Annotated in this window: 27 protein-coding genes and 1 pseudogene; 14 read left to right on the forward strand and 14 right to left on the reverse strand. The window is 61.8% G+C overall.

Annotated features, from left to right (window positions below):
• Positions 1–124: 124 nt before the first annotated feature.
• From CFter6_RS05725 to CFter6_RS26750, 13 genes are all read left to right on the forward strand, one after another.
• Complete coding sequence (locus CFter6_RS05725; RefSeq protein WP_061539106.1) at positions 125–391, forward strand: helix-turn-helix domain-containing protein; 267 nt, start codon at positions 125–127, stop codon at positions 389–391.
• A 141-nt stretch (positions 392–532) separates the two neighbouring features.
• On the forward strand, positions 533–940 hold the full coding sequence (gene flgB, locus CFter6_RS05730) for a flagellar basal body rod protein FlgB (protein ID WP_061539107.1): 408 nt from the start codon (positions 533–535) through the stop codon (positions 938–940).
• Between the two features lie 31 nt (positions 941–971).
• On the forward strand, positions 972–1,379 hold the full coding sequence (flgC, locus tag CFter6_RS05735; protein WP_061539108.1) for a flagellar basal body rod protein FlgC: 408 nt from the start codon (positions 972–974) through the stop codon (positions 1,377–1,379).
• Between the two features lie 93 nt (positions 1,380–1,472).
• Complete coding sequence (gene flgD / locus CFter6_RS05740; RefSeq protein ID WP_061539109.1) at positions 1,473–2,144, forward strand: flagellar hook assembly protein FlgD; 672 nt, start codon at positions 1,473–1,475, stop codon at positions 2,142–2,144.
• Positions 2,145–2,220: 76 nt separating this feature from the next.
• Positions 2,221–3,423 (forward strand): flagellar hook protein FlgE, encoded by a 1,203-nt coding sequence (gene flgE, locus CFter6_RS05745; protein ID WP_061539110.1) that lies wholly within the window; start codon positions 2,221–2,223, stop codon positions 3,421–3,423.
• Between the two features lie 49 nt (positions 3,424–3,472).
• Entirely contained in the window at positions 3,473–4,219 is a 747-nt protein-coding gene (locus CFter6_RS05750; RefSeq protein ID WP_061539111.1) for a flagellar basal body rod protein FlgF, read from the forward strand.
• A gap of 24 nt (positions 4,220–4,243) precedes the next feature.
• Positions 4,244–5,026, forward strand: a complete 783-nt coding sequence (flgG, locus tag CFter6_RS05755) for a flagellar basal-body rod protein FlgG (protein ID WP_014004932.1) — start codon at positions 4,244–4,246, stop codon at positions 5,024–5,026.
• Positions 5,026–5,712, forward strand: a complete 687-nt coding sequence (locus CFter6_RS05760; RefSeq protein WP_061539112.1) for a flagellar basal body L-ring protein FlgH — start codon at positions 5,026–5,028, stop codon at positions 5,710–5,712. Before flgG ends, CFter6_RS05760 begins: the two co-directional genes overlap by 1 nt.
• Positions 5,713–5,714: 2 nt before the next feature.
• On the forward strand, positions 5,715–6,854 hold the full coding sequence (locus tag CFter6_RS05765) for a flagellar basal body P-ring protein FlgI (protein WP_082814616.1): 1,140 nt from the start codon (positions 5,715–5,717) through the stop codon (positions 6,852–6,854).
• Between the two features lie 8 nt (positions 6,855–6,862).
• A complete protein-coding gene (gene flgJ / locus CFter6_RS05770) occupies positions 6,863–7,822 on the forward strand; it encodes a flagellar assembly peptidoglycan hydrolase FlgJ (protein ID WP_061539113.1) in 960 nt (319 codons plus the stop codon).
• 111 nt (positions 7,823–7,933) lie between these two features.
• Positions 7,934–9,907, forward strand: coding sequence for a flagellar hook-associated protein FlgK (gene flgK, locus CFter6_RS05775; protein WP_061539114.1), 1,974 nt, complete (start codon positions 7,934–7,936; stop codon positions 9,905–9,907).
• Between the two features lie 61 nt (positions 9,908–9,968).
• The gene (flgL, locus tag CFter6_RS05780; protein WP_335340303.1) at positions 9,969–10,847 is read left to right on the forward strand and encodes a flagellar hook-associated protein FlgL; all 879 of its coding nucleotides are present in this window, start codon (positions 9,969–9,971) and stop codon (positions 10,845–10,847) included.
• Positions 10,823–11,179: a flagellin gene (locus tag CFter6_RS26750; RefSeq protein WP_335340304.1), complete on the forward strand. Its 357-nt coding sequence runs from the start codon at positions 10,823–10,825 to the stop codon at positions 11,177–11,179. Before flgL ends, CFter6_RS26750 begins: the two co-directional genes overlap by 25 nt.
• 15 nt (positions 11,180–11,194) lie before the next feature.
• Here CFter6_RS26750 and CFter6_RS05785 read toward each other — a convergent pair whose 3' ends face one another.
• The 14 genes and pseudogenes from CFter6_RS05785 to fliF all read right to left on the reverse strand — a co-directional run bounded on the left by CFter6_RS05785 (position 11,195) and on the right by fliF (position 23,041).
• Complete coding sequence (locus CFter6_RS05785; protein ID WP_236904551.1) at positions 11,195–11,704, reverse strand: hypothetical protein; 510 nt, start codon at positions 11,702–11,704, stop codon at positions 11,195–11,197.
• A gap of 116 nt (positions 11,705–11,820) precedes the next feature.
• Positions 11,821–12,615 (reverse strand): flagellar biosynthetic protein FliR, encoded by a 795-nt coding sequence (fliR, locus tag CFter6_RS05790; protein WP_061539116.1) that lies wholly within the window; start codon positions 12,613–12,615, stop codon positions 11,821–11,823.
• Positions 12,615–12,884: a flagellar biosynthesis protein FliQ gene (gene fliQ, locus CFter6_RS05795; RefSeq protein WP_041743011.1), complete on the reverse strand. Its 270-nt coding sequence runs from the start codon at positions 12,882–12,884 to the stop codon at positions 12,615–12,617. Before fliQ ends, fliR begins: the two co-directional genes overlap by 1 nt.
• Before the next feature lie 11 nt (positions 12,885–12,895).
• A pseudogene (gene fliP / locus CFter6_RS05800) lies at positions 12,896–13,596 on the reverse strand (flagellar type III secretion system pore protein FliP).
• Between the two features lie 119 nt (positions 13,597–13,715).
• On the reverse strand, positions 13,716–14,186 hold the full coding sequence (gene fliO, locus CFter6_RS05805; RefSeq protein ID WP_061539117.1) for a flagellar biosynthetic protein FliO: 471 nt from the start codon (positions 14,184–14,186) through the stop codon (positions 13,716–13,718).
• Complete coding sequence (fliN, locus tag CFter6_RS05810; protein ID WP_061539118.1) at positions 14,183–14,602, reverse strand: flagellar motor switch protein FliN; 420 nt, start codon at positions 14,600–14,602, stop codon at positions 14,183–14,185. Before fliN ends, fliO begins: the two co-directional genes overlap by 4 nt.
• Positions 14,595–15,596, reverse strand: a complete 1,002-nt coding sequence (gene fliM, locus CFter6_RS05815; protein WP_061539119.1) for a flagellar motor switch protein FliM — start codon at positions 15,594–15,596, stop codon at positions 14,595–14,597. The genes fliN and fliM overlap by 8 nt, the downstream gene beginning before the upstream one ends.
• A 15-nt stretch (positions 15,597–15,611) precedes the next feature.
• Positions 15,612–16,085 carry a flagellar basal body-associated protein FliL gene (fliL, locus tag CFter6_RS05820; protein ID WP_061542229.1) on the reverse strand — a complete coding sequence of 158 codons (474 nt, stop codon included), beginning with the start codon at positions 16,083–16,085 and terminating at the stop codon, positions 15,612–15,614.
• A 129-nt stretch (positions 16,086–16,214) separates the two neighbouring features.
• The gene (locus tag CFter6_RS05825; protein WP_061539120.1) at positions 16,215–17,579 is read right to left on the reverse strand and encodes a flagellar hook-length control protein FliK; all 1,365 of its coding nucleotides are present in this window, start codon (positions 17,577–17,579) and stop codon (positions 16,215–16,217) included.
• 17 nt (positions 17,580–17,596) lie between these two features.
• Complete coding sequence (fliJ, locus tag CFter6_RS05830; RefSeq protein ID WP_061539121.1) at positions 17,597–18,052, reverse strand: flagellar export protein FliJ; 456 nt, start codon at positions 18,050–18,052, stop codon at positions 17,597–17,599.
• 106 nt (positions 18,053–18,158) lie between these two features.
• On the reverse strand, positions 18,159–19,604 hold the full coding sequence (gene fliI / locus CFter6_RS05835) for a flagellar protein export ATPase FliI (protein WP_061539122.1): 1,446 nt from the start codon (positions 19,602–19,604) through the stop codon (positions 18,159–18,161).
• Positions 19,605–19,607: 3 nt separating this feature from the next.
• Positions 19,608–20,327: a flagellar assembly protein FliH gene (gene fliH, locus CFter6_RS05840; protein WP_236904552.1), complete on the reverse strand. Its 720-nt coding sequence runs from the start codon at positions 20,325–20,327 to the stop codon at positions 19,608–19,610.
• The gene (gene fliG, locus CFter6_RS05845) at positions 20,320–21,318 is read right to left on the reverse strand and encodes a flagellar motor switch protein FliG (protein WP_061539124.1); all 999 of its coding nucleotides are present in this window, start codon (positions 21,316–21,318) and stop codon (positions 20,320–20,322) included. Before fliG ends, fliH begins: the two co-directional genes overlap by 8 nt.
• Complete coding sequence (gene fliF / locus CFter6_RS05850) at positions 21,311–23,041, reverse strand: flagellar basal-body MS-ring/collar protein FliF (protein WP_061539125.1); 1,731 nt, start codon at positions 23,039–23,041, stop codon at positions 21,311–21,313. Before fliF ends, fliG begins: the two co-directional genes overlap by 8 nt.
• A gap of 344 nt (positions 23,042–23,385) precedes the next feature.
• Between fliF and fliE the strand changes: the two genes are divergently transcribed.
• Positions 23,386–23,703 (forward strand): flagellar hook-basal body complex protein FliE, encoded by a 318-nt coding sequence (gene fliE / locus CFter6_RS05855; RefSeq protein ID WP_061539126.1) that lies wholly within the window; start codon positions 23,386–23,388, stop codon positions 23,701–23,703.
• Positions 23,704–23,714 lie beyond the last annotated feature (11 nt).

The following is a 23,714-nucleotide window of genomic DNA, read 5'->3' on the forward strand; positions in this document are numbered from 1 at the left end:
TGGGCGGCGTTTCGCTTGCTGTTTGGCGCATTGGATTGTTATGCCATACCTATAATGGTTTGCGGGAGCTTGCCGCGCGGTGCAAACATCTGCCGGCAGCTGCTTTGAAAATTAAGGATATCCAATGGCGAACGTGAGCGAATTCGATGAAGAAGTCCCGGCTACCCTGGCGGATTTCCTGCGGCAGATGCGTTTGAAGCAGACTGGCGAGAACGGCAAAAGATTATCGTTGACGGCGATGCACCGGCGTTGCGGTTTGTCGGTGCCGGTGCTGAGCAAACTCGAAACCGGCAGGGTGACCGATCCCAGCGGCTCGACCATCAAGCGTGTGTTGGACGGTTACCGGCTGAGCTTCGAAGATGTCGCAAAATATTTTCCTGGCCCTAAATGAGGCTGGCTTTGCGCATCTCGTTCCGCATCCCGTTGCGTATCTCGAATTGAGGCCGAATCAGCCGCCTGTTCCGATGATTGCCGCCAGTTGCTGCTGCCTATAATCGTTTTCATCAAAAGGTCTGTTGAGGGCAGGTACAAGATGGTAGACAAACTGGATGCAGCACTGCGCTTTCAGCAGGAAGCACTGAACCTGCGGGCGCGCCGGCAAGAGGTGCTGTCGTCGAACATCGCGCACGCCGATACGCCGAATTACAAGGCGCGCGATTTCGATTTCAGCAGCAGCCTGGCGCAGGCGATGGAGCACGGCCGGCAAGTGCAGTCGGTGACGATGGCGACTACTTCCGCGCGCCACATCCAGGGCGAAGCCATGGCCACCAGCGAACCTGACCTGATGTACCGGGTGCCGACCCAGTCCAGCATCGACGGCAATACCGTGGAGATGGATGTCGAACGCGTCAATTTCACCGACAACGCAGTCCACTACGAATCCGGCCTAACCGTCATCGGCGCCCAGATCAAGTCGCTGCTGTCGGCGGTGCAGCAATGAATTTCCAGTTTTAGCCAGCGAGGATCAAGCGATGCCATCCATGAGTATTTTCGACGTTGCCGGTTCCGCCATGAGCGCGCAATCGCAGCGCATGAACGTCACTGCCGGCAACCTGGCGAACGCCGACAGCGTGTCCGGCCCCGACGGCCAGCCGTATCGCGCCAAGCAGGTAGTGTTCGCGGTGGCGGCGGGCGAGCAGCAGGACCAGATCGGCGGCGTGCAGGTGGCAGGGGTGGTGGAAGACCAGTCGCCGCTGCGCATGGTGTACGACCCCAAGCATCCGCTGGCCAACGCCGGCGGCTACGTCGCCATGCCTAACGTCAACGTGGTGGAAGAAATGGTCAACATGATTTCCGCTTCGCGTTCTTACCAGGCCAATGTTGAAGTGCTGAATACCGCCAAGAACATGATGTTGAAGACGCTGACCGTCGGCCAGTAGCAAAGCATCGATTAACGAAGAATCCATTGCAGTTCCGATTTGAACGATTAATCCGCGGCCGCCGCAGCGGCGCCGCTTCAGGAGAAAACCATCATGGCAGTATCAGGTGCAGTATCTGGGGTTTCAACCGACAACAGCGCCGCAGGGGCGCTGGCCGGGGCTGCATCCAGCAGTTCCGACCAGGAACAGCGCTTTCTCAAATTGCTGGTTACCCAGCTGAATAACCAGGATCCGCTGAATCCGCTGGATAACGCGGAGCTGACTTCGCAGCTGGCGCAGATGAGCACCGTCAGCGGTATCGAGAACCTGAACAGCACGCTGACTTCGCTGGTGGCGCAGACCGGCGCCAGCCAGACCTTGCAGGCGGCATCGCTGATCGGCCACACGGTGCTGACGCCCGGCAGCAGCGTCGCACTGAAGGACAGCGCCGCCACCTCCTTCGGATTGGACATGCAAGGCGCGGCCGATACGGTCAAGGTCACCATCACCGACGCTGCCGGCAATACCGTGCGCACCATCGACGTCGGCGCGCTGCCGCAAGGCACCAAGACCTTGTCGTGGGACGGCAAGAACGATACCGGCACCGCAATGGGCGACGGCTCCTACAAAATCAGCGTGGCTGCTTCCGTTGGCGGCAGCGCAGTCGCGGCGAACACCCTGACGTACTCGCAGGTTGCCAGCGTGGCGCAGACGGCCAGCGGCGTGACGTTGAACCTGGGTGCGGCCGGCACGGCGGCATTGAGCGACGTTAAGCAATTTCTATAAATCCGGCTTTTTTCATTATTTTTCCGCGATTGGAAGCTGAAAAAATGCTGCAAATTGATTTCAAAAGGAGTGGACCATGGGTTTTCAACAAGGCGTAAGCGGATTGAATGCAAGTTCCAGCAATCTCGATGTGATCGGCAATAATGTCGCCAACTCGGGCACCGTGGGCTTCAAGGCGGGCAGTGTCCTGTTTGCCGATGTGTATGCCGGTTCGCGGGTCGGCCTCGGCACCCAGGTGGCCGGCGTTTCGCAAAATTTCACCCAGGGCGCGGTACAGACCAGCACCCGTGCGCTGGACGTGGCGATCACCAACGGCGACGGTTTTTTCCGCCTGGCCAGCCCATCCGGCGAGGTGTCCTATTCGCGCAACGGCCAGTTCACTATCGACAAGGATAACTACATCGTCAATTCCGGCGGCCTGCGCGTGACCGGTTATCAGGTCGGCGCCAATGGCAGCATCGCCGGCGGCACGCCGGCTGCCTTGCAGCTGCCGGCTGCCGCGATGACGCCGAACGCCACTACCAAGATCAATGCGCAATACAACATCGATTCACGCAGCACTGTGCCCGCCACGGCGCCGTTCAATGCCACTGATTCCACCAGTTTCAACTACCAGAATGCGGTGACCGGCTACGATTCGCTGGGCAACCCGCATGAAATCACGAATTTCTTCGTGAAGACCGCGGCCAACGCCTGGGATGTCTACCAGACCGTCGACGGCGGCGCCAGCAGCAATATCGGCTCGTTGACCTTTGATACGGCCGGCAAGATGCTGACGCCTGCCGCCGGCACCCTGACTCCTGCCGCCGTTCCCCTGACAAACGGCGCGGCGTCGATGAACTTCACGATCAACCTGACCGGCACTACCCAATTCGGCAACGACAACGCAGTCGCCAAACAGACCCAGGACGGTTATACCTCCGGCAGCCTGACTGCGTTCGCCATCAATCCGGACGGTACGGTCACCGGCAAGTACTCGAACGAACAGACCAAGACACTGGGCCAGATCGTCCTCACTTCCTTTGCCAATCCGGACGGCTTGCAATCGAAGGGCGGCAATGTCTGGGCTGAAACGGCGGCCTCGGGCCAGCCGCTGGTCGGGACCGCTGGCGCCGGCACCAAGGTTGGCTCCTTGACTTCGGGCGCGCTGGAATCGTCCAACGTCGACCTTACCGCCGAACTGGTCAACATGATCATTGCGCAGCGTACTTACCAGGCCAATGCACAGACTGTGAAAACCCAGGACCAGGTCATGCAGACCCTGGTGAGCATGCGCTGATGATGGATTATTCCATCATTAGTGCAGCGGCAGCTGACCGGGAGAGCACATGGACCGCATGATCTACATCGCCATGAGCGGCGCCAAGCAGGCCATGGAGCAGCAAGCCTCGGTGGCCAGCAATATGGCCAACGTCTCGACTCCCGGCTTCCGTGCGCAGCTGAACAACTTCCGCGCCGTGCCGGTAGTGGGCGAGGAAGCGGCGACCCGGGCTTTCGTGGTGACTTCGACGCCCGGCGCTGACATGAGTACCGGACCCCTGACCGAAACCGGACGACCGATGGACGTAGCGGTGCGCGGCGAGGGCTGGCTGACAGTGCAGACCGCGGACGGCGGCGAGGCGTATACCAGGGTCGGCAACCTGCAGGTGGGCGCCGACGGCCAGCTGATGACGATGAACAAGTTGCCGGTAATCGGCGACGCCGGACCGATGGCGGTGCCGCCCGGCGCTGCGGTGATGATATCCACCGATGGCCTGGTGAGCGCCATCGGCGCTGGCGATCCGGCCACCAATGTGGCCCAGGTGGGCCGCTTGAAACTGGTCAATCCAGCCGCCAGCGACTTGTTGCGCGGCGATGACGGTTTGTTCCGGATGCGCGCCGGCGCCGCTGCCCCGGATGCCGATCCGGCGGTGACGCTGCAGACCGGCGCGGTGGAAGGCAGCAATGTCAACCCGGTGTCCGCCATGGTGGAAATGATCGCCAATGCACGCAGTTTTGAAATGCAGATGAAAGCGGTCAAGAGCGCAGACGAAAACGACCAGCGCGCCAACCAGCTGCTGAGCATGAGCAGTTAATATATTTTCGACAGGAATTTCACCATGATACGTTCACTTTCCATCGCCAAGAGCGGCCTCGATGCGCAACAGCAGCAGCTCGACGTGATATCGAACAACCTGGCCAACGTCGGCACCACGGGCTTCAAGCGCAGCCGCGCGGTGTTCGAAGACCTGATGTACCAGAACTTGCGCCAGGTAGGCGGCCAGACTTCGGACCAGACCAACCTGCCGTCCGGCTTGCAGATCGGCACCGGCGTGCGGCTGGTGGCGACTGAACGCATCCATACCCAGGGCAATCCGACCAAGACCGACAATACCAAGGATGTGGCGATCACCGGCGACGGTTTTTTCCAGGTGCAGATGCCGGACGGCACCACCGCCTATACCCGCGACGGCTCGTTCCAGTCCGATTCCACCGGCCAGCTGGTCACCGCCAGCGGCTACCCGGTGCAGCCGGCCATCACCATTCCGCAAAACGCCACCAGCATGACCATCGCCAAGGACGGCACGGTATCGGTGACCCAGGCTGGCAGCACCGCCAGTGTGCAGGTCGGCCAGATCCAGCTGGCTACCTTCCTGAATTCGACCGGCCTGCAAAGCAACGGTGAAAACCTGTACACCGAAACCAATGCATCCGGCACCGCCAACCAGACCACGCCGGGCCAGAACGGCGCCGGCACTTTGAGCCAGGGTTATGTCGAATCGTCGAACGTGAATGTGGTGGAAGAACTGGTGAACATGATCCAGACCCAGCGCTCCTACGAAATCAACAGCAAGGCGGTCACTACTTCGGACCAGATGTTGCAGCGCCTGACACAGTTGTGATGACGGCGGCTATCAAACATTGCGCCAGGTGCCTGGTGCTGGCGCTGGTCCCCATGCTGCTGGGCGGCTGCGCGCAGCTGCCGCGCGAGCCGCTGGTGCAGCAGCCGATGACTGCGCGCGCCGAAGTGCGGCCGGCGGCAGCGGTGAACGGCGCCATCTACCAGTCCGGCTATAGCAGCCAGGCCTTGTTCGAAGACCGGCGGCCGCGCAATGTCGGCGATATCCTGACCATCATCGTCAGCGAAAACGTCAACGCCAGCAAGAACTCGGCGGCCAACGCCAGCCGCAACGGCAGCACCAGCAGCGCCCTGACGGCAATACCGAAGATTTTCGGCGGCCTGTTCGGCAACCTCGATACCGACGCCAAGGCCACCAACGCCCTGACCGCCAAGGGCGGCGCCAATGCCGCCAATACCTTCAACGGCGTGATCACCGTCACCGTGACCGAGGTGCTGGGTAACGGCAACCTGATGGTCAGCGGCGAGAAACAGATGATGATCAACCAGGGCACGGAATTCATCCGCTTCTCAGGCGTGGTCAATCCGCGCACGGTAAGCGGCAACAACAGCGTGGCATCGACCCAGGTGGCGGACGCCAGGATCGAATACAGCGCCAAGGGCTACATCGACGAAGCACAGACCATGGGCTGGCTGCAGCGCTTCTTCCTCAACGTTTTACCGTTCTGACCATGCGATTATTATTCCAGCGGTTTTTGCCATTTTCCGGATACAGTCGCTGCGCTGTCTTTCTGGCGTTCTGTTTCCTCTGCAGCGCACCGTCGGCGCAAGCGGAGCGGCTCAAGGAACTGGCCAGCATCCAGGGCGTGCGCGACAATCCGCTGATCGGCTACGGCCTGATGGTCGGCCTGGACGGCAGCGGCGACCAGACCATGCAGACGCCGTTCACCACCCAGACCTTGAACAACATGCTGTCGCAGCTCGGCATCTCGATGGCGCCGGGCACCAACATGCAGCTGAAGAACGTGGCGGCGGTGATGGTGACGGCTACCTTGCCGTCGTTCGCCCGTCCCGGCCAGAACATCGATGTCACCGTGTCGTCCATGGGCAACGCCAAGAGCCTGCGCGGCGGCACTTTGCTGATGACGCCGCTCAAGGGTGCCGACGGCATGGTGTACGCGATCGCCCAGGGCAACATGGTGGTCGGCGGCGCCGGCGCCTCGGCCAACGGCAGCAAGGTGCAGATCAACCAGCTCAGTTCCGGCCGCATTCCAGCCGGCGCCATCGTCGAGCGTGCGGTCAGTTCGCCGCTGGGCGAGGCCAATACCTTGACCCTGGAATTGAATGCCTCGGATTTCGGCACGGCGCAAAAGGCAGTCGATGCGATCAATCGCAGTTTTGGCGCCGGCACCGCCAGCGCCCTCGATGCGCGCGTGATCCAGGTGGCGGCGCCGGCGCAGGCGGAAGCGCGGGTGAGCTTCCTGGCGCGCCTGGAAAACCTCGACATCACACCGGCGCAGGCGGTGGCGCGGGTAGTCATCAACGCCCGTACCGGTTCAGTAGTGATGAACCAGACCGTGCGCGTACTGGATTGTGCGGTGGCGCACGGCAATCTGTCGGTGGTGATCAATACCCAGCCGGTGATCAGCCAGCCGGGGCCGTTTTCGGGCGGCAGCACGGTGGTTACGCAAACTTCGCAAATCCAGCTGAACCAGGCCGGCGGCGCTTTGCAGGTAGTCAAGAACGGCGCTTCGCTGGCCGATGTGGTGAAAGGCTTGAATACGCTGGGCGCCAATCCGCAGGACCTGGTCTCGATCCTGCAGGCGATGAAAGCCGCCGGCGCCTTGCGCGCCGAGCTTGAAGTCATCTGAGGCCGGAAATGAGCGCCTCCGGTCCTATCAGCAGCAGCCGCAGCGGCGACCTGGACCAGCGCTTTGCGCTGGACGTGCAGGGCGTCGACGCCTTGCGCCGAACTACCAGGAATTCGCCGCAAGACGGCTTGAAGCAGGTGTCGCGCCAGTTCGAAGCGATGTTCATGCAGATGGTGCTGAAGAGCATGCGCGAAGCGACGCCTTCGGATGGCATGTTCGATAGCCAGCAGGAAAAAATGTATACCTCGATGCTGGACCAGCAGCTGGCGCAGAACCTGTCCGGCCGCGGCCTGGGCCTGGCCGAGGCGATGCAGGCCCAGCTCAGCCGCGCCGTCGATCAGTCCCGGCAGCTGCCGGCGCCGCTCGGCAAGCTGCCGCCATCGGCAGTCGACCAGAATCCCGGTCAGCCGGCGGCTGCGGCTGCAGCATCGGCGATTCCTGGCAGCGTACAAAATCTTTCCTTGTATGACGCGGCTTCCGGTTCCGGCAGGAATGCCGGGTCTGGTTCTGGTCCGCAAGCCTATGTCGACCAGTTCCTGTCGCGCATGACCGCGCCGGCGCAGGCCGCCAGCCGCGCCAGCGGCGTACCGTCGCAACTGATCCTGGCGCAGGCCGCATTGGAATCGGGCTGGGGCAAACGCGAAATCAAGGGTGCGGACGGCAGCAGCAGCCACAACCTGTTCGGCATCAAGGCCGGCAAGGGCTGGAAAGGACCGGTAGTGCAGGCGGTCACCACCGAATATGTGGATGGCCTGCCGCAGCAGACTACAGCCCCGTTCCGCGCTTATGCATCGTATGAGGAAGCGTTTTCCGACTACGCCCGTTTCCTGGCCGGCAATCCGCGTTATGCGCAGGTACTGGCTACGCGCGATCCGGCCGAGGCCGCCCACGGCTTACAGCGCGCCGGTTACGCTACCGATCCGCAGTATGGCGAGAAGCTGGCGCGCATCCTCAAGCAGATCCTTTGATTTTTTTCCATGGAACCGGGCATTCCCCTCAAATTTTCCAAGCCGCTGCCGTTATACCTCAGGTGAGCCCGGCAGCGACGCCGGGCGGTTGCCTTCTAAAAGGAAGAATGTATGTCGAACAGCATGTTTTTCACCGGGCTCAGCGGACTCAACGCAGCGCAAGCGGCATTGATGACTACCGGCCATAACACGGCCAACGTGAATACGCCCGGCTACAGCCGGCAGATGGCGCAGGTGGTGTCCGCCGGCGGCACTTACACGCCAAGCGTAGGTTTCTTCGGCAACGGCGCCCAGGTGGTCGACATCACCCGCAGCTACGATCAGTTCCTGAGTTCGCAGCTGAACCAGGCGCAATCGACCAACCAGGCGCTCTCTGCTTACTCCACCCAGATCAACCAGATCAACAACCTGCTGGCCAACCAGACTACCGGCCTGGCTCCGATGCTGCAGACCATGTTCAAGGGCGTGCAGGCGGTCGCCAATACGCCGGCCGATGCGGCTGCGCGGCAGCAGCTGATCAGCTCCGGCCAGGCCCTGGCCAACCAGTTCCGCACCATGAGCCAGGTACTGACCGGCCTGAACGCCAACGTCAACGACCAGATCGCCGGTTCGGTCGACCAGATCAATACCTACGCCACCCAGATCGCCAGTATCAACAAGCAGATCGCCCTGCTCAGCAACGCTGCCGGCGGCCAGGTCCCGAACGATTTGCTGGACCAGCGCGACAGCCTGGTGAACAGCCTGGGGCAACTGGTGGCGACCAAGGTGGTGGTGCAGGATGGCGGCCAGTACAACGTATTCATCGGTACCGGCCAGACCCTGGTGCTGGGCGACAAGGCATCGACCTTGAAGGCAGTCACCTCGGCCGCCGATCCGAGCCGTACTTCGGTAGCCCTGGTGAACGCCGCCGGCGTTGCTGTCGAAATGCAGGACAGCGTGATCAGCGGCGGTTCTCTGGGCGGCCTGATGCAGTTCCGTAACCAGACCCTGGGCGATGCCCAGAACGCGCTGGGACGGATGGCGATCGGCCTGGCCGACACCTTCAATGCGCAGCACAAGCTGGGCATAGACCTGAACGGCGCCGCCGGCCAGGATTTCTTTTCGCAAGCCAGCCCGGCGGCAATCGCCAATTCCCGTAACACCGGCAACCTGCAGGTTACGCCCTCGTTCAGCGACACCGGCCAGCTGACCACCAGCGATTACCGGGTCGACTATGCCAATGTAGCCGGCACGCCGCAATATTCAGTCACTCGCCTGTCCGACAACAAAGTGCTGGGCAGCTACGCCAGCCTGCCGGTGACTTTTGACGGCGTATCGCTGCAAGCCGGCAGCGGCACGCCGCAAATCGGCGATTCCTTCCTGGTGCAGCCGACCCGCAGCGGCGCGCGCGACCTGACGGTGACGGTGACAGATCCGGCCAAGATAGCCGCGGCGTCGCCCATCGTCACCGGCAAGGCCGCGGCCAACCAGGGCAGCGCAGTCATCAGCGCCGGCAAGGTCGACGCTTCATACCTGGGAGCACCGCTGAGCAGCCCGCTGACGCTGAAATACGATAGCACCACCACGCCGGCCAGCTTGTCCGGTTTCCCTGCCGGCGCGGCAGTTACAGTCACCAATCCTGACGGCACCGTGATCAACTATGCGGCCGGCGCGACTGTCAGTTATACCGATGGCGCGTCGTACAGTTTCAACGGCATCACTGCCACCGTCAGCGGCAAGCCGGTGAATGGCGACAGCTTCACCATCGGACCGAATACCGGCGGCGTTTCGGACGGCAGCAACGCCTTGCTGCTGGGCGCCTTGCAAAACCAGAAAACCCTGGCCGGCGGCACCGCCAGCTATACCGACGCTTACGGCCAGCTGGTCAGCAGCATCGGCAACAAGGCCAGCCAGCTGACCATCGCCAATACCGCGCAAACCAGCCTGGCGGCGCAAATCAAGTCGGCCCAGCAATCGGTGTCAGGGGTCAACCAGGACGAGGAAACGGCCAACCTGCTGATGTACCAGCAAATGTACCAGGCCAACGCCAAGGTGATCCAGACGGCGTCGACCATGTTCGACGCGATCCTGGGGATCGCCAGCTAATTGGCCCGGCCGGATCTGCAAGCAGGATGATAATCAAGGAAAACAAGCCAAGGAAAACAAGATGCGTATCAGTACCCAGTCGTTTTATGATCAAAGCCTGGCCGCGATGGGCTCCCAGCAAACCAGCCTGTTGCGCGTGCAACAGCAGATAGGCGCCATGTCAAAAATCCTGACCCCATCCGACGACCCGCTGGGCGCGACCCGGGCGCTGAGCGCATCGCAGTCGATTTCCCTCAATGACCAGTACTCGACCAGTCGCGCCCAGGCGTCGCGCACGCTGGGCCTGGAAGACAATGCGCTGCAAAGCGTCACCACGCTCCTGCAAAATATCAAGGGGCTGGTGGTGCAAGCCGGCAACGGCACCATGACCGATGCCGACCGCGCATCGATCGCCACCACCTTGCAAAGCAATTACGACCAGCTGCTGGGCCTGGCAAATACCGACGACGGCAACGGCCAATTCCTGTTTGCCGGCTTCAAGAGCGGCAGTGCGCCTTTTGTGCAGCAGGCCGGCGGCGGCGTACAGTATGTCGGCGACCAGGGCCAGCAACTGCTGCAGGTCGACATCTCGCGGCAAATGGCGGGCACCGATGACGGCCGCAGCATTTTCCAGACCGCGCAGAACAGCTCCGGTTATGTCGCCACTTCTTCTGCCGCCAACAGCGGCGACGGCGTATATGGCGCCACTTCGGTAATCGATGCCACCAATCCCGATTTCGGAAAAAATTTCTCGATCAGCTTTACCTCGGCCACCACGTTCAGCGTGACCAATTCGGATACCCCGCCGGTGGTGACGACCGGCACTTACACGTCCGGCTCGCCGATCCAGTTTGGCGGCTTGCAAATCGTATTGACGGGTGCCCCGCCAGCGGCGACAGCTTCAATGTCAACACCGCAAAGAACGCCAATCCCGACATGTTCGGCGCGCTCAGCGACCTGATCGGCGCGCTCAAGACGCCGGTAGATAACGGCACCCCGGCCGCCAAGGCGCAATTGCAGAATTCCCTGAGCACGGCAAACGTCAAGCTGTCCAACTCCCTCGACAACGTGCTCACCGTGCGTTCGTCGGTGGGCTCGCGCATGCAGGAACTGGATACCCTCAACACCAATGGCGACGCCCGCAACCTGGCGGACAAGAGTTATCTGTCGGATATCCAGGACCTGGACTACACCAGTGCGATTACCGAGCTGTACCAGCGGCAGATGGCGCTGCAGGCGACGCAGCAGACTTTTGTCCAGATACGCAAGATTTCGCTGCTGAATTACCTGTAAGTCTTTCCGACAGGATTAAAAGACCTTGATTTTCAATTGAAAAGACAAGGCGCCGTACAACCTGTCTTTATAGCTGGGAATCACCGCCAGGTTCAAGCCGACGTTCTTGTATTCGTAGCTGGCGACAGGAATGGCAGCCAGGAACCAGTCGCCGCGCCGCATTTTCGGATAACCGTTGAATCCGCCGGCGACGAATCCCAGGCGTACCGGCCCGACATGCAGCGGCTGGTAATACACGCCGATGTAATTGGAATACTCGCGATCGCTGTTGTAGAACCTGCCGGCGGTGGCGGAAGCCACGGTCGAGAACCGGTATTCGGCGCCGAACCCCAGGTTGCTGTTGTTCAGCCCCTTGTCGCGGTTGAAATGATAGGAATAGAAACCGGCATTGAGCCATGTTTCGCTGATCGGCTGGTTCTCTATCCAGCCAAACAGCTCGCTTTGCTGCGCATGCGAACTGGCAGGAAATAAAGCAGTACAGGCCAAAAGGATGGTTGTTTCTCGCCAGCGGGTTAACGTACGCATCGGTTTCCTGTGGATGAAAATTCTGTTGTCACGGATTAATTCCGAGGCTATTTTGACATAAGCATCTGTCCAGCTGGCATTGGCCTGCCCGAAATTGGATGCAACCTTGGTTTTTCCTATGGGCGCAAGGCCTGCGCCAGATGCAGCATGTTGGCCAGCCCAAGCGCAAATTCCTGTTCCAGGAACGGCGCCAGGTGCGGCATCAGCTGCTGCAGCATCAGGATCCCGCCCAGCAAGGTCAAAGGAAAGCCGACGGCAAATATGCTCAGCTGGGGCGAAGCCCGGTTGAGGATGCCCATCGCAAGGTTCAGGGTCAACAGGGCTGCTACCAGGGGTAGCGCCAGCATCAGGCCGGCGGAAAAGACATTGGCGCCGGCCAGCACCAGGAAATGCCAGCCTTCGGCCGCCAGTGGCGCATCTGAAATCGGCAGGACGTGGAAACTCTCAACCAGGGTGCTGATCACCATCAGGTGGCCGTCCACCGCCAGGAAGATCAGCATCGCCAGCATGTTCAGCAGGCTGGCCAGCACCATGGTGTTGCCGCCGCTGTTGGGATCGAAAAAAGAAGCGAACGACAAGCCCATCTGCAGGCCGGCATAATCGCCGGCGGCTTGCACCGCGGCGAACACCAGCCGTATCGAAAATCCCATGGCGGAACCGATCAGGACCTGCTGGATCAGTATCCAGACACCGCCGGCCGAAACCAGCGGCACCGCCGGCACGGCGCCCAGGGTAGGAGCGATGGCGATGGCCAGCAATGCAGCCAGGCCGACCTTGACCTGGCGCGCGACGTTTTTTTCACCGAAGATGGGGGCGGCGCTGATCAGGGCCAGCATCCGGACGAAGGGCCATACAAACGCTACTATCCAGGCGCTCAGTTGCGCGGACGTGACCGACAGCACCGGCGACATCAGCCAACCAGCTGCGGAATGCTGGAAAACAGCTGGCGCATGTAGTCCAGGATGGAGTTCAGCATCCACGGCCCGGCGATGACCATGGTGGCGCATACGGCGAGCAGCTTGGGAATGAACGACAGGGTCATTTCATTGATCTGGGTGGCGGCCTGGAACAGGCTGATGATCAAACCGCTGACCAGGGCCACCAGCAGCAGCGGCGCGCCCAGCAGGAGAGTCATTTTCATCGCCTGGTAGCCCAAGGCCATTACCGATTCGGGAGTCATTTTGTGCAACCTCAGGTATAGAAACTTTGGGCCAGGGCGCCGATCAGCAGCTGCCAGCCGTCGACCAGCACGAACAGCATCAGCTTGAACGGCAGCGAAATGGTGGCGGGCGGCACCATCATCATCCCCATCGACATCAGGACGCTGGCCACCACCAGGTCAACGATCAGGAATGGAATAAAGATGGTGAAGCCGATCTGGAACGCCGTCTTCAGTTCGCTGATGACAAACGCCGGCACCAGTATCCGCAGCGGCACTTCTTCCGGCCCTTGCATCTGCGGCGCCTGGGCCAGCCTGGCGAACAGCGCCAGGTCGCCTTCGCGAGTCTGTTTCAGCATGAACTGCTTGAACGGCTGGATGCCGCGCTCCAGCGCCTGTTCGGCGCTGATCTTGTTGTCTGAAAATGGCTTGTAGGCATCGCTGTAGGCTTTGTCGAATACCGGCGACATCACGAAAAAAGTCAGGAACAGCGCCAGCCCGACCAGGATCTGGTTGGGCGGTGAACTCTGGGCGCCGATCGCGGTGCGCAGCAAACCGAGCACGATGATGATGCGGGTGAAGCTGGTCATCGCCAGCAGCAGCGCCGGCAGGAACGAGAGCGAAGTCAGCAGCAGCATGGTCTGGACGCTGAGCGACCAGGTCTGGCTGCCGCCGGGCCGGCGGTGCTGGTGATGCCGGGCAGCGCCTGGGCGGCGGCGATGGCAGGCAGCATGGTCAGCAATAGCGCTGTGAGCAGTTTGCGATGTTGCGCGAGGAAAGAGAGAGGACGCATTCTGCCAATCGGTTCTAATGGGTAAATGATGTGCGGCTGAGTGCAATATCGAGATGGGCCTATTTGCGGCCTAGCGACTCTCGCAGCTTTTGCGCAAAGGCACTGGCAGCATTGCCGGCAGCGATAGCGCCTTGCCTGATCGGCAGCTTGGGATCTTCCGGCATTTCCTGCGCAGGCATGGCGTGCAACGATTGAATCCGTCCCGGAGTCACTCCCAGCGCCAGCCAGGTACTGCCGATTTCGACTACCACCACCCGCTCGCGCTGGCCGATGGCGGTGCTGGCGATCACCTTGACCAGGCGGCCGCTGTTGTGCTTTTGCAGTCCCAGCCGGCGTGCCGTCCAGGCGCAAAGGAAAATCAGCGCAAGCACCACTGCCAGGCCGGAAGCCGCCTGCAACAGCCCGGCTGCACCCCATGACGGCGTGGCCGGAACGGCTGTTGCGACAGGCGCGGCGATCATGGCAGAGGCAGGCAGAGCCAGGCATGCCAACAGCAGCAGCGCGCGCCGCGCCATGGTTATGGATTTCATCGGTTCAGCTTGTGTATGCGCTCGGACGGCGTGATGATGTCTGTCAGCCGGATGCCGAACTTGTCGTTGACCACCACCACTTCGCCCTGGGCGATCAGGTAGCCGTTGATCAGCACATCCATCGGTTCGCCGGCCAGGCCGTCCAGCTCGACCACCGAACCTTGCGCCAGCTGCAGCAGGTTCTTGATGGTGATCCTGGTGCGCCCCAACTCGGCGGTCATCTGCACCGGGATGTCGAGGATCATGTCGATATCGGTCTTGGCGACTTCGGCAGTGTCGCCGCTGAGCGGCTGGAACACCTTGGCCGCGGGCGCCGGTTCCGGCGCCGGGTGCGATGCGGCGGTCTGCGCAGCGAGCGCGCTGGCCCAGTCGTCGGCGGCTTCGGCGTTTGGATCCGGCTTGTTTTCGTCACTCATGTTCATTCCCTTTTAAATCACCTTCGCGGTGATTGATCATTTTTTCTACCCGCAGTGCATAACGGCCGTTGGAGGTGCCGTAACCGCATTCCATCACCGGCACGCCATCGACCTTGGCCACGATTTTTTCAGGCATTTCTATCGGCAGGACGTCGCCGATTTTGAGCTTCAGGAGCTGGCCTATGGTCGACGGGATATTCATGAAATCGACCTTCAGCTGCACATCGGCGCTTTGCACCTGCTGCGACAATTGCTTGACCCAGCGCTTGTCGACTTCGACCTCGTCCTGCACCGGGTTCGAGAGCAGGTCGCGTATCGGCTCTATCATCGAATACGGAATGCAGATATGCAGGGCGCCGCCGATGGGGCCGAACTCGATGTGGAAAGTGGTGTTCACCACTACTTCGTTGGGCGTCGCGATATTGGCGAACTTGGTATGCATCTCTGCCCGCACGTATTCGAATTCGAGCGGATAGATCGGATTCCAGGCGCTGCCGTAACTGTCCAGCGCCAGGTTCAGCAGGCGGGTGATGATGCGTTGCTCGGTCTGGGTGAAGTCGCGGCCTTCGACCCGCATGTGGAACCGGCCGTCGCCGCCGAACAGGTTGTCGACCACCAGGAACACCAGGTTCGGATCGAATACGAACAGCGCCGTGCCGCGCAAGGGTTTCATGTGCAGCAGGTTGATATTGGCCGGCACCGGCAGGTGGCGGATGAATTCGCTGTATTTCTGGACATGGACCGCGCCTACCGAAATGTCGGCGCTGCGGCGCATGAAATTGAACAGGGAACTGCGCAGCTGGCGCGCAAAACGTTCGTTGATGATTTCCAGCGTATGCATGCGGCCGCGCACGATACGTTCCTGGGTGCCGAGATTGTAGGCCTGAACGCCTTCCGGATTCGGAACCGGCGCCGCGGCAGCATCGGTCTCGCCGGTGACGCCTTGCAGCAATGCATCTACTTCGTCCTGAGACAGTAGCTGTTCATAAGCCATAGCTGGGTCTCGGTTTTACTGCACCACGAAGGCGGTGAACAACACATTGATGATGTGCTGCGGCGGCTGGCTGCTGGCCAGGGGTTTGTTCAATGCCTTGAGGATTTCGGCGGCGAGCTTGCTCTTGTCGTCGGCGGTGATCAGCGAATTCGGATCGCGGTTCGACAGCAGGCTGAGGATGCGGCTGCGCGTCTCCGGCAGGTACTCGACGATCTGCGCCTGGCTTTTGGCGTCCGCCACTTTCAAGGTCAGGCCGATATGCAGGAAACGATCGCGGTCGTCCGCCTGCAGGTTGACGGTAAACGGATCGAGGGCGACAAAGATAGGCGTTTCCGGGACCGGCGCGGCGACGCTCTTGCTGGCTGGCTGCATGATGGTGAAATAATAAGCAGCTCCAGCCGCGGCCAGGGCGGCGGTGAGCACGATCAAGATCAGTCCGAGCTTGCTCTTTTTAGGTGCTGCCACTGCTTCGTTGGTGATAGTTGCCATGGGTTTTTCCTGCATCAGATTCCAGCGTCCATTCTTTGCCAAAAAGGCCTCGAACCATCTGCTGATATAAAGGGAGAAAGCGCTTCAGATCCTCCATTTGTTGCGCCCGGAATTTCTGTTTTTTTTCTGTCAGGCAAAAATATCTACCTTGCCATTGCTGTTCCTGCTGATGGCTGCTGCGCTGCGCTCCGCTTTTGTGTTCAGCTCGCTTGCCGTTGGAGTAGCCTGGAACTGGCTTCCCGACCCCCTGTGGCTGCCCTGGTGCTGGGTAAATGCCCCTTGCTGTTGTTGCTGCGGTTGCTGGGTATCGGCGCTGACCGAAGTGTTGCCCAGATTGATGCCGCTTTCTGCCAGGCTGCTGCGCAACTGCGGCAGGGCGGCTTCCAGCGCCGTGCGCACCGACTGGTGAGCGGAAACAAACATGGCTTGCGCCTGGTTGTCGCTGATGGTGAGCGTGACTTTCAGCGGCCCCAGGTCGGGCGGATTGAGGTGCAGTTCTGCGCTCTGGTTATTGGTGTTGCCCATCCACACGACTTGCTTGCCAAGCGCCGCGCCCCAGCCGTCGCTGCCGACCGCCGGCAGCAGCGCCAGCTTGACGGCGGCCGGCGGCGAGCTGGCTGCAGCTGTGGCTGCCGCTGCCAGATTGTGCGCTACCGCCGGATTTGCCTGCGCCGTGACAGTGAGGTCCGGCTGGCCGATGCTGCCGGCGGCCGCCTTGGCCATGACGATCTCATTAGCATTCGTATTGGCGCTGGCGCCCGCTGGACCAGCCGCGGTCTTGGCCGCGGCCAGGTTGTCCTGCCGTTCTGATTTTTCCAGTTGATCGTGCTTGTTCGCGTGGGCATCATCTTGTGCTGCTTGCTGGCCGGTGGTGCTGGCTGTCCCAACCTGGCTGGCCAGTTGTTGCGCATTTTGCGTCACATTGGCGTATTCGCCGCTGACGGCTTCCTTGCGCGCGGCGGCGCTTTGCCTGGATGGCGCAGCGTCAGCCGGACCGGCTTGCGTCGCCAGCTGAGCTGCGGCGGGTAGGGTCGTTCCAGCCGGAGCAATGTCTGTGTCGGCGGTCTCCGTGGCTGGTGCAGCGATTGCAGCCGAGACTGCGGGTTTGCCGCTGGCGGCGGCGATTGCCGCGTTGAGCTGGCCCTCTGCCGCCGATGGTGGCGGACTATCGCTGCCGGATTGCGGATTTGCCTCAATCGCTTTCGCGCCAGCCTGTGGCAAGACCAGGAAAGCCAGAGCCGGTACGGCGCCTGGATCCTGGTCCTTATCGCTGCTCGCCTGGCGCCTTGGCGCTGCGCGGTCGGTTGGCTTGGCGCTGCTTACCGCCTTTTCAGCCGGTTTGTCGGCGCTGGCCAATGAACGGTCCAGGACCTTGCCAAAATTGTCGGCTCCGTCCTGCTGGGCATTTGGATTTGAATTCGCATTATTGACGGCATTGCCGGCGGACGGCGCAGCTTGGAGGGCAGCGGTGCTGGATGAAACAAGTAAAGACATGGCGGTTCCTTGATTGATTATTCTGCCGCAGCGAGCATGCGCTGCCGGAACTGGCGGGCAGCATGTTCGTCGCTGCTGCGCTGTTCGCGCTTGTTGACCAGTTGCGCCTGCTGTTGCCGGGCACGCTCGGCCAGCGTGTCGAAAGAACTCAGGCGGCGCTTGTTCTGCTGCCAGTCGCTGCGTCCATGCGCCAGCCGCGAATCAGCCTGGCTGGCGACGGCGCGTTGCTGCTCGATGGCGCTGTCCAGCGTGGCGATGAAATGCTGGAAATTGCGCCAGCTCGAAGACGGCAGGCCGTCCTGCATCTGGCTTTGCAGCTGGTCGTAGTACTCCTGGCGATAGCGGGTCAGCATCTCCAGCTTTTCCGCTGCGCCGATCTGGGCGCGCTGCAGCTGCCCCAGGCGGCGGCTGGCTTCATCGGTCTTGTTCTGGGCCAGTTCAATCAACATGGCGAGCGGTAAGGTGGTTGACATGATTTCCTTTCAGGCTTTGCGGCTTATCTTTGTCTTATTTTTGTCTCATTTTTATATTAACGGCGGCTTTCAAGAAAAATATAGAGATCATGTCCACGCGATCTGTTTAATCCGGCTGAAACAGTTGTTCCAGCTGCGTGACTGCTTCCAGGTAGCCCGCGCGTTCAGCCATTCCCTGCTGCAAAAAAGCTTCGATTTTCGGATACAGCGCAATCGCCTTGTCCAGCTGCAGGTCGTGCCCGGCGGCATAGGCGCCGACGCTGATCAGGTCGCGGTTGCGCTGGTAGCGCGACAACATCTGCTTGAAGCGCCGCACCGCATCGAACTGACCCGGTTCGATCAGGGATGTCATGGCGCGGCTGATCGAGGCTTCGATGTCGATTGCCGGATAATGGCCGGATTCGGCCAGGCTGCGCGACAGCACTACGTGGCCGTCGAGGATTGCGCGGGCGGCGTCAGCAATCGGATCCTGCTGGTCGTCGCCCTCGGTCAGCACGGTATAGAAGGCGGTGATCGCGCCGCCTTTGCCGTTGGCGTCGCGGGCGCCGTTGCCGGCGCGTTCCACCAGCGCCGGCAGCTTGGCGAACACCGAGGGCGGGTAACCTTTGGTGGCCGGCGGCTCGCCCACCGCCAGCGCGATCTCGCGCTGTGCCATGGCGTAACGCGTGAGCGAATCCATGATCAGCAAGACATCTTTTCCCTGGTCGCGGAAATATTCTGCCAGCGAGGTGGCATAGGCGGCGCCCTGCAAGCGCAACAGCGGCGAGGTATCGGCTGGAGCGGCGACTACTACCGCACGCGCCAGCCCTTCCACGCCCAGGGTGTTTTCGATGAAATCCTTGACTTCGCGGCCGCGTTCGCCGATCAGGCCGACGATGATCACTTCAGCGCTGGTGTAGCGCGCCATCATGCCGAGCAGCACGCTTTTGCCGACGCCGGAGCCGGCAAACAGGCCCATGCGCTGGCCGCGTCCCACGGTGAGCAGGGCGTTGATGGCGCGCACGCCGACGTCTAGCACGCTGTCGATAGGCGCGCGCGCCAGCGGGTTGATGGGGGCCGCCGAAAGCGGCACTTCGCGGCTGAAATCCAAAGGGCCGAGGCCGTCCAGCGGCCGGCCGGCGGCGTCCACCACCCGTCCCAGCATGCCGGCGCCGGCCGGCAGGCGTTTGCTGCCAGGTTCGGCCGGCGGACTGCCGTTGGCGGCCGGAGAGGTGGTTTCGAGCGGGTAGACGCGCGCTCCGGGCAGCAAGCCCGCGACTTCGGTTTGCGGCATCAGGAACAGACGGTCGCCGGCAAAGCCGACCACTTCCGCTTCGGTAGTGCGTTGCGCATAGCCGGGCGGCAGTTCTATCAGGCAGTCGCTGCCTACCGGCAGGCGCAAGCCGACCGCTTCCAGCACCAGGCCGACGGCCCGGGTCAGGCGGCCGTAGGTGCGGATCGGGATGCTGCGGCCGACGCCTATGCTGGCGTTGCCAAGCGTGGTGCGCCAGGCTTGCAGGTGTCGGTTGCTGGCGAGCGGCTCGGCGCCGGCTAGATCGCGGTTGTCGCTCATGGATTAACCTGGCTGCGGTCGAGTACGGCCAAGTGCAGCCGCTACCCGCTGCCAGCGGGTTTCCATGGTGGCGTCCAGCTCGCCGCTGCTGGCTTGCACCCGGCAGCCGCCGCGTGCGATGGCCGGGTCGCTGCGCAACAGCCAGCCGGCGGCTTGCAGATCCTCCGCCAGGTATTGCTGCACCAGCGCCATATCGTCGGCATGCAATAACAGGCGCGGCGTACCGCTCAGCGCCGGTTCTGTCTGCAGCAGCTCGCGCACCGCTGCCAGGATCAGTTGCGGTTCTACCGCCAATGCCTGGCGCACCACCTGCTGCGCGATATCCAGCGCCAGCGTCAGCAGATCGTCGGCCAGTTCTTTTTCCGCCTGGCGCAAGGCATCAGGCATGGCAAGGCTCAATGCGCGCAGGCTACCGGCTTCGTTTTGTGCGGTTTCCAGCCCGGCCCGGTAACCTTCCTGCCAGCCCTCGGCGTGGCCTTGCCGCAGGCCTGCGCTGGCGCCGTCCTCTTGCGCCTGTTGGCGCAGGCGCTGCAATTCGATTTCGTCGATCAGCAGTTTCGGTTCCAGCTCGACCAGAGCCGGCTCGGCCACGAGCGCTGCCGGCGCTTCTGCATCGGCAGTGCCGGTCGCCAGCTGCATGTCCGCCATTTCCCAGCGCTGCCAGGCGCTCATCTGAGGTTTTGGCTGGCGCCGGCGGCTATCGGCTTGAGCGGCATCAGACATAAGCATCGTTGCCCTGGCCGCCGATCACGATTTCGCCGGAATCCGCCAGGCGCCTGACGATCTGCAGGATGTTTTTCTGCTCGCTCTCGACTTGCGAAACCCTGACCGGACCGCGCACTTCCAGGTCTTCGCGCAGCATTTCGGCGGCGCGCTGCGACATGTTGCGCAGGAATTTTTCGCGCAGTTCCGGCGCCGCTCCCTTGAGTGCGATGATGAGGGATTCCGATTCGACTTCCTTGAGCAGCAGCTGGATGCCGCGGTCTTCGATTTCCAGCAGGTTTTCGAACAGGAACATTTCGTCGATGATGCGTTGCGCCAGGTCGCCGTCGTGTTCGCGCACGTGCTGGATCACGCTTTCTTCCTGGCTGCTGCTCATCAGGTTGAGGATTTCCGCTGCGGCCCTGACGCCGCCCAGGCGGCTGCGCTTGACGCCCTGGCCAGACAGCAGGCCGGACAGCACATCGGTCAGTTCGCTGAGCGCCGCCGGCTGCACGCCGCCGAAGGTGGCGACGCGCAGGATCACATCGTGCCGCAGGCGTTCGGTGAACAGTTCCAGCACTTCGGATGCCTTGCTGCGGTCCAGGTGCACCAGCAGGGTGGCGATGATCTGCGGATGTTCGTCGCGAATCAGTTCGGCTACTTCGTTGGCTTCCAGCCAGTTCAGGGTATCGATGCCGTTGGTGGAATTGTTGCCGGATTCCAGGATATCTTCGATCAGGCTGGCCGCGCGGTCGCTGCCCAGCGCCTTGTTGAGGACGGCCCGTATGTAGCCGCTGGAATCCAGGTTGAGCGCAGAGAACTGCTCTGTTTCAAGGCGGAACTCTTCCATCACCTCGGTGATCTGTTCGCGCGTCACCTGGCGCAGCTTGGACATCGCCATGCCGAGCTTCTGCACATCCTGCGGATTCAGGTGCTGGAACACGGCGGCAGCGCCGTCCTCGCCCAGCGACATCAGCAGGATGGCGCTTTTTCTGGTTCCGTCGTCACTCATTGTTGCCCATCCAGTTCTTGATTACCATGGCGACCAGGCGCGGATCTTTCTCGGCCAGGCTCTGTGCGTGCTGCAGGTTGTCCTGATGGCGGTCAGCCTGGCGCTGCCTTGCTTCTTCGTTCAGCTTGACCTGCTCGGGCGACTGTTCTTCGGCAGCCTTGATGGTTGCCGCAGCTGCCGCCGATCCGGCGCCTTGCGGCCCTTGCAGGTATTTGCGCAGCAGCGGCCGCAGCAGGCCAAACCAGAGCCAGAGGGCGACAACGGCCAGCAGCAGATACTTGCCTGCGCTCTTGGCCAGTTCGATATTGCCGGCCTGGCGCCACAGCGGCAGTTCCGGCTCCGGCGCGTCGCCGGCAAACTGGCTATTCACCACGTTCAGCGAATCGCCGCGGTCGGCGCTGTAGCCCATTGCCTGCTTGACCAGGTTTTTTACCTGCTCCATTTCGGCCGCCGGCAGCGCCTGCGCGGTTACCTTGCCCTGGGCATTGGCCGCGCCGCGGTAATTCACCACCACTGCGACCGACAGCCGTTTGACCGCGCCGGCGGCTTGCTGCACGTGGCTGATCGAGCGGTCCACCTCGTAGTTGGTGGTGACGTCGCGCCGCACGTTGCTGGAGCCGCCGCTTCGCGTAGCGTTGCTGGCGATGTTGCTGGCAGCATTTGCGCCAGCGGCTGCCGCAGCCGGATTGGCCTGTGTGGCGGCCGTTCCCGGCTGGTTGGCCGGAGCCGTGCTGATAGGCGCGGTCGGATTGATTGGCGGCTGGTTCGACAAGGCTCCAGGAACGCCGCCCGGCGGGCTTGCTCCCTGCTGGTTGGCGTCGCTCGATTGCTGGCTGCGGATGGCGGCCTTGGCCGGATCCTGGTTGGGACTGTATTTTTCGTCGGTATGTTCGACCGTCGAGAAATCGATGTCTGCGGCGACCTGTGCACGTACGTTGCTGGCGCCGACTATCGGCTGCAGGATGGCTTCGATACGGCGGATATAACTCTGTTCTATTTCCTGTGCATACTTGAGCTGGCTGGCATCCAGGCCGCGATTGCCGGTGGCGGGGGTGGAGAGCAGGTTGCCGCTCTGGTCGACTATCGTGACGTTCTTGGCGTTCAGTTCCGGCACGCTGCTCGACACCAGGTGGGCTATGGCGCTGACCTGGCCGTCGTCGATGGAGCGTCCGTGGTGCAGGGTGAGCACCACCGAGGCGCTGGGTTTCTGCTGGTCGCGCACAAACAGCGAGGGTTTGGGCAGGGCCAGGTGGACTCGTGCCGCTTCCACCGCCGAAATCGATTCTATCGAACGCGCTAGTTCGCCTTCCAGTGCGCGCTGGTAGTTGACCTGCTCGGCAAACTGGCTGACGCCGAACTTCTGGTTATCCATCAGCTCGAAACCGACCGAGCCGCCCTTGGGCAATCCCTGCGACGCCAGCCGCAAGCGCGCTTCGTGGACCTGGTCGGCTGCGACCAGCACGGCGCCGCCGCCGTCGGCGAACTTGTAGGGGATGTTCATCTGCTGCAGCGAGGCGATGATGGCCCCGCCATCGCGGTCCGACAGGTTGCTGTACAGGACGCGATAGTCAGGCGCCCGGCTCCACAGCCAGAATGCGGCGATAGCCGCCAGCGCGAACGAGGCGCCGATGATCAGCGGCAGCTTTGGATTGGCGCGCAGCTGCTCCAGCAGCGGCAGTTTCCTGTCGCCGGCGAGGTTGGCGCCGGTTACGGCAGCATTCATGCGGCCACCCCGGATGACCACAGGCTGTAACCGTTACTGGTGTTCGCTATGCGCTTCTGTATATCTGACACAAGCTTTCCTTAGAATGGGATAACAGATGTCAACAAAGGTAAGCCGGATCAATCGAGGACGGCTTGTGTCGACGCTAATGATTGTCAACGGCTGGCGCTTATTTCGATCGCTTGAATAGCCGGGGTTTTCCCCATCATTTGCCGCTATGTAAAAAAATCATTGCTGTTACGCTGCCTGTCAGCAGTGAAACGTTATCGGCAGGAGCGGGCGGCACCTGGGCCGAACTCCAGCGCGATAGCGAGAATTCAAAAAAATGGAAAAAGAGGTGGAATATGGCGATATCGGCGATCGAATCGGTATTACAGCAATTGACGGCGACGGCGCAAATCGCCGGCAGCGGCGCCGCGGCAAGTAGCGGCATCGCCGGCGGGGGTTTCGCCGACGAGATGAAAAAATCGCTGGAGCGCATCAGCAACAGCCAGCAGCATGCGGTCGGCCAGGCTGAAGCATTCGAGCTAGGCAAGCCCGGCGTGTCGCTGAACGACGTGATGATTGATCTGCAAAAGGCGAATGTCGGCTTCCAGATGGGACTGCAAGTGCGTAACCGGGTGGTTGCCGCTTATCAGGAAATCATGAATATGCCTGCCTGAAAGTCGGTTTT

Origin of the sequence: Collimonas fungivorans, from assembly GCF_001584145.1 — a bacterium.
Taxonomy (GTDB): domain Bacteria; phylum Pseudomonadota; class Gammaproteobacteria; order Burkholderiales; family Burkholderiaceae_D; genus Collimonas; species Collimonas fungivorans.

Bases quoted from the DNA above. Each gene is read 5' to 3' on its own strand.
- fliQ (WP_041743011.1), bottom strand. From the start codon at position 12,884: ATGACTCCCGAATCGGTAATGGCCTTGGGCTACCAGGCGATGAAAATG.
- flgG (WP_014004932.1), top strand. From the start codon at position 4,244: ATGATACGTTCACTTTCCATCGCCAAGAGCGGCCTCGATGCGCAACAG.
- flgL (WP_335340303.1), top strand. From the start codon at position 9,969: ATGCGTATCAGTACCCAGTCGTTTTATGATCAAAGCCTGGCCGCGATG.
- CFter6_RS05825 (WP_061539120.1), bottom strand. From the start codon at position 17,579: ATGTCTTTACTTGTTTCATCCAGCACCGCTGCCCTCCAAGCTGCGCCG.
- fliG (WP_061539124.1), bottom strand. From the start codon at position 21,318: ATGAGTGACGACGGAACCAGAAAAAGCGCCATCCTGCTGATGTCGCTG.
- fliJ (WP_061539121.1), bottom strand. From the start codon at position 18,052: ATGTCAACCACCTTACCGCTCGCCATGTTGATTGAACTGGCCCAGAAC.
- fliL (WP_061542229.1), bottom strand. From the start codon at position 16,085: ATGGCAACTATCACCAACGAAGCAGTGGCAGCACCTAAAAAGAGCAAG.
- fliH (WP_236904552.1), bottom strand. From the start codon at position 20,327: ATGTCTGATGCCGCTCAAGCCGATAGCCGCCGGCGCCAGCCAAAACCT.
- fliE (WP_061539126.1), top strand. From the start codon at position 23,386: ATGGCGATATCGGCGATCGAATCGGTATTACAGCAATTGACGGCGACG.
- CFter6_RS05725 (WP_061539106.1), top strand. From the start codon at position 125: ATGGCGAACGTGAGCGAATTCGATGAAGAAGTCCCGGCTACCCTGGCG.
- fliN (WP_061539118.1), bottom strand. From the start codon at position 14,602: ATGAGTGACGAAAACAAGCCGGATCCAAACGCCGAAGCCGCCGACGAC.
- CFter6_RS05750 (WP_061539111.1), top strand. From the start codon at position 3,473: ATGGACCGCATGATCTACATCGCCATGAGCGGCGCCAAGCAGGCCATG.
- CFter6_RS05765 (WP_082814616.1), top strand. From the start codon at position 5,715: ATGCGATTATTATTCCAGCGGTTTTTGCCATTTTCCGGATACAGTCGC.
- CFter6_RS26750 (WP_335340304.1), top strand. From the start codon at position 10,823: ATGTTCGGCGCGCTCAGCGACCTGATCGGCGCGCTCAAGACGCCGGTA.
- fliM (WP_061539119.1), bottom strand. From the start codon at position 15,596: ATGGCTTATGAACAGCTACTGTCTCAGGACGAAGTAGATGCATTGCTG.
- flgC (WP_061539108.1), top strand. From the start codon at position 972: ATGCCATCCATGAGTATTTTCGACGTTGCCGGTTCCGCCATGAGCGCG.
- fliF (WP_061539125.1), bottom strand. From the start codon at position 23,041: ATGAATGCTGCCGTAACCGGCGCCAACCTCGCCGGCGACAGGAAACTG.
- flgD (WP_061539109.1), top strand. From the start codon at position 1,473: ATGGCAGTATCAGGTGCAGTATCTGGGGTTTCAACCGACAACAGCGCC.
- CFter6_RS05785 (WP_236904551.1), bottom strand. From the start codon at position 11,704: ATGCGTACGTTAACCCGCTGGCGAGAAACAACCATCCTTTTGGCCTGT.
- CFter6_RS05760 (WP_061539112.1), top strand. From the start codon at position 5,026: ATGACGGCGGCTATCAAACATTGCGCCAGGTGCCTGGTGCTGGCGCTG.
- fliR (WP_061539116.1), bottom strand. From the start codon at position 12,615: ATGTCGCCGGTGCTGTCGGTCACGTCCGCGCAACTGAGCGCCTGGATA.
- flgB (WP_061539107.1), top strand. From the start codon at position 533: ATGGTAGACAAACTGGATGCAGCACTGCGCTTTCAGCAGGAAGCACTG.
- fliO (WP_061539117.1), bottom strand. From the start codon at position 14,186: ATGAAATCCATAACCATGGCGCGGCGCGCGCTGCTGCTGTTGGCATGC.
- fliI (WP_061539122.1), bottom strand. From the start codon at position 19,604: ATGAGCGACAACCGCGATCTAGCCGGCGCCGAGCCGCTCGCCAGCAAC.
- flgK (WP_061539114.1), top strand. From the start codon at position 7,934: ATGTCGAACAGCATGTTTTTCACCGGGCTCAGCGGACTCAACGCAGCG.
- flgJ (WP_061539113.1), top strand. From the start codon at position 6,863: ATGAGCGCCTCCGGTCCTATCAGCAGCAGCCGCAGCGGCGACCTGGAC.
- flgE (WP_061539110.1), top strand. From the start codon at position 2,221: ATGGGTTTTCAACAAGGCGTAAGCGGATTGAATGCAAGTTCCAGCAAT.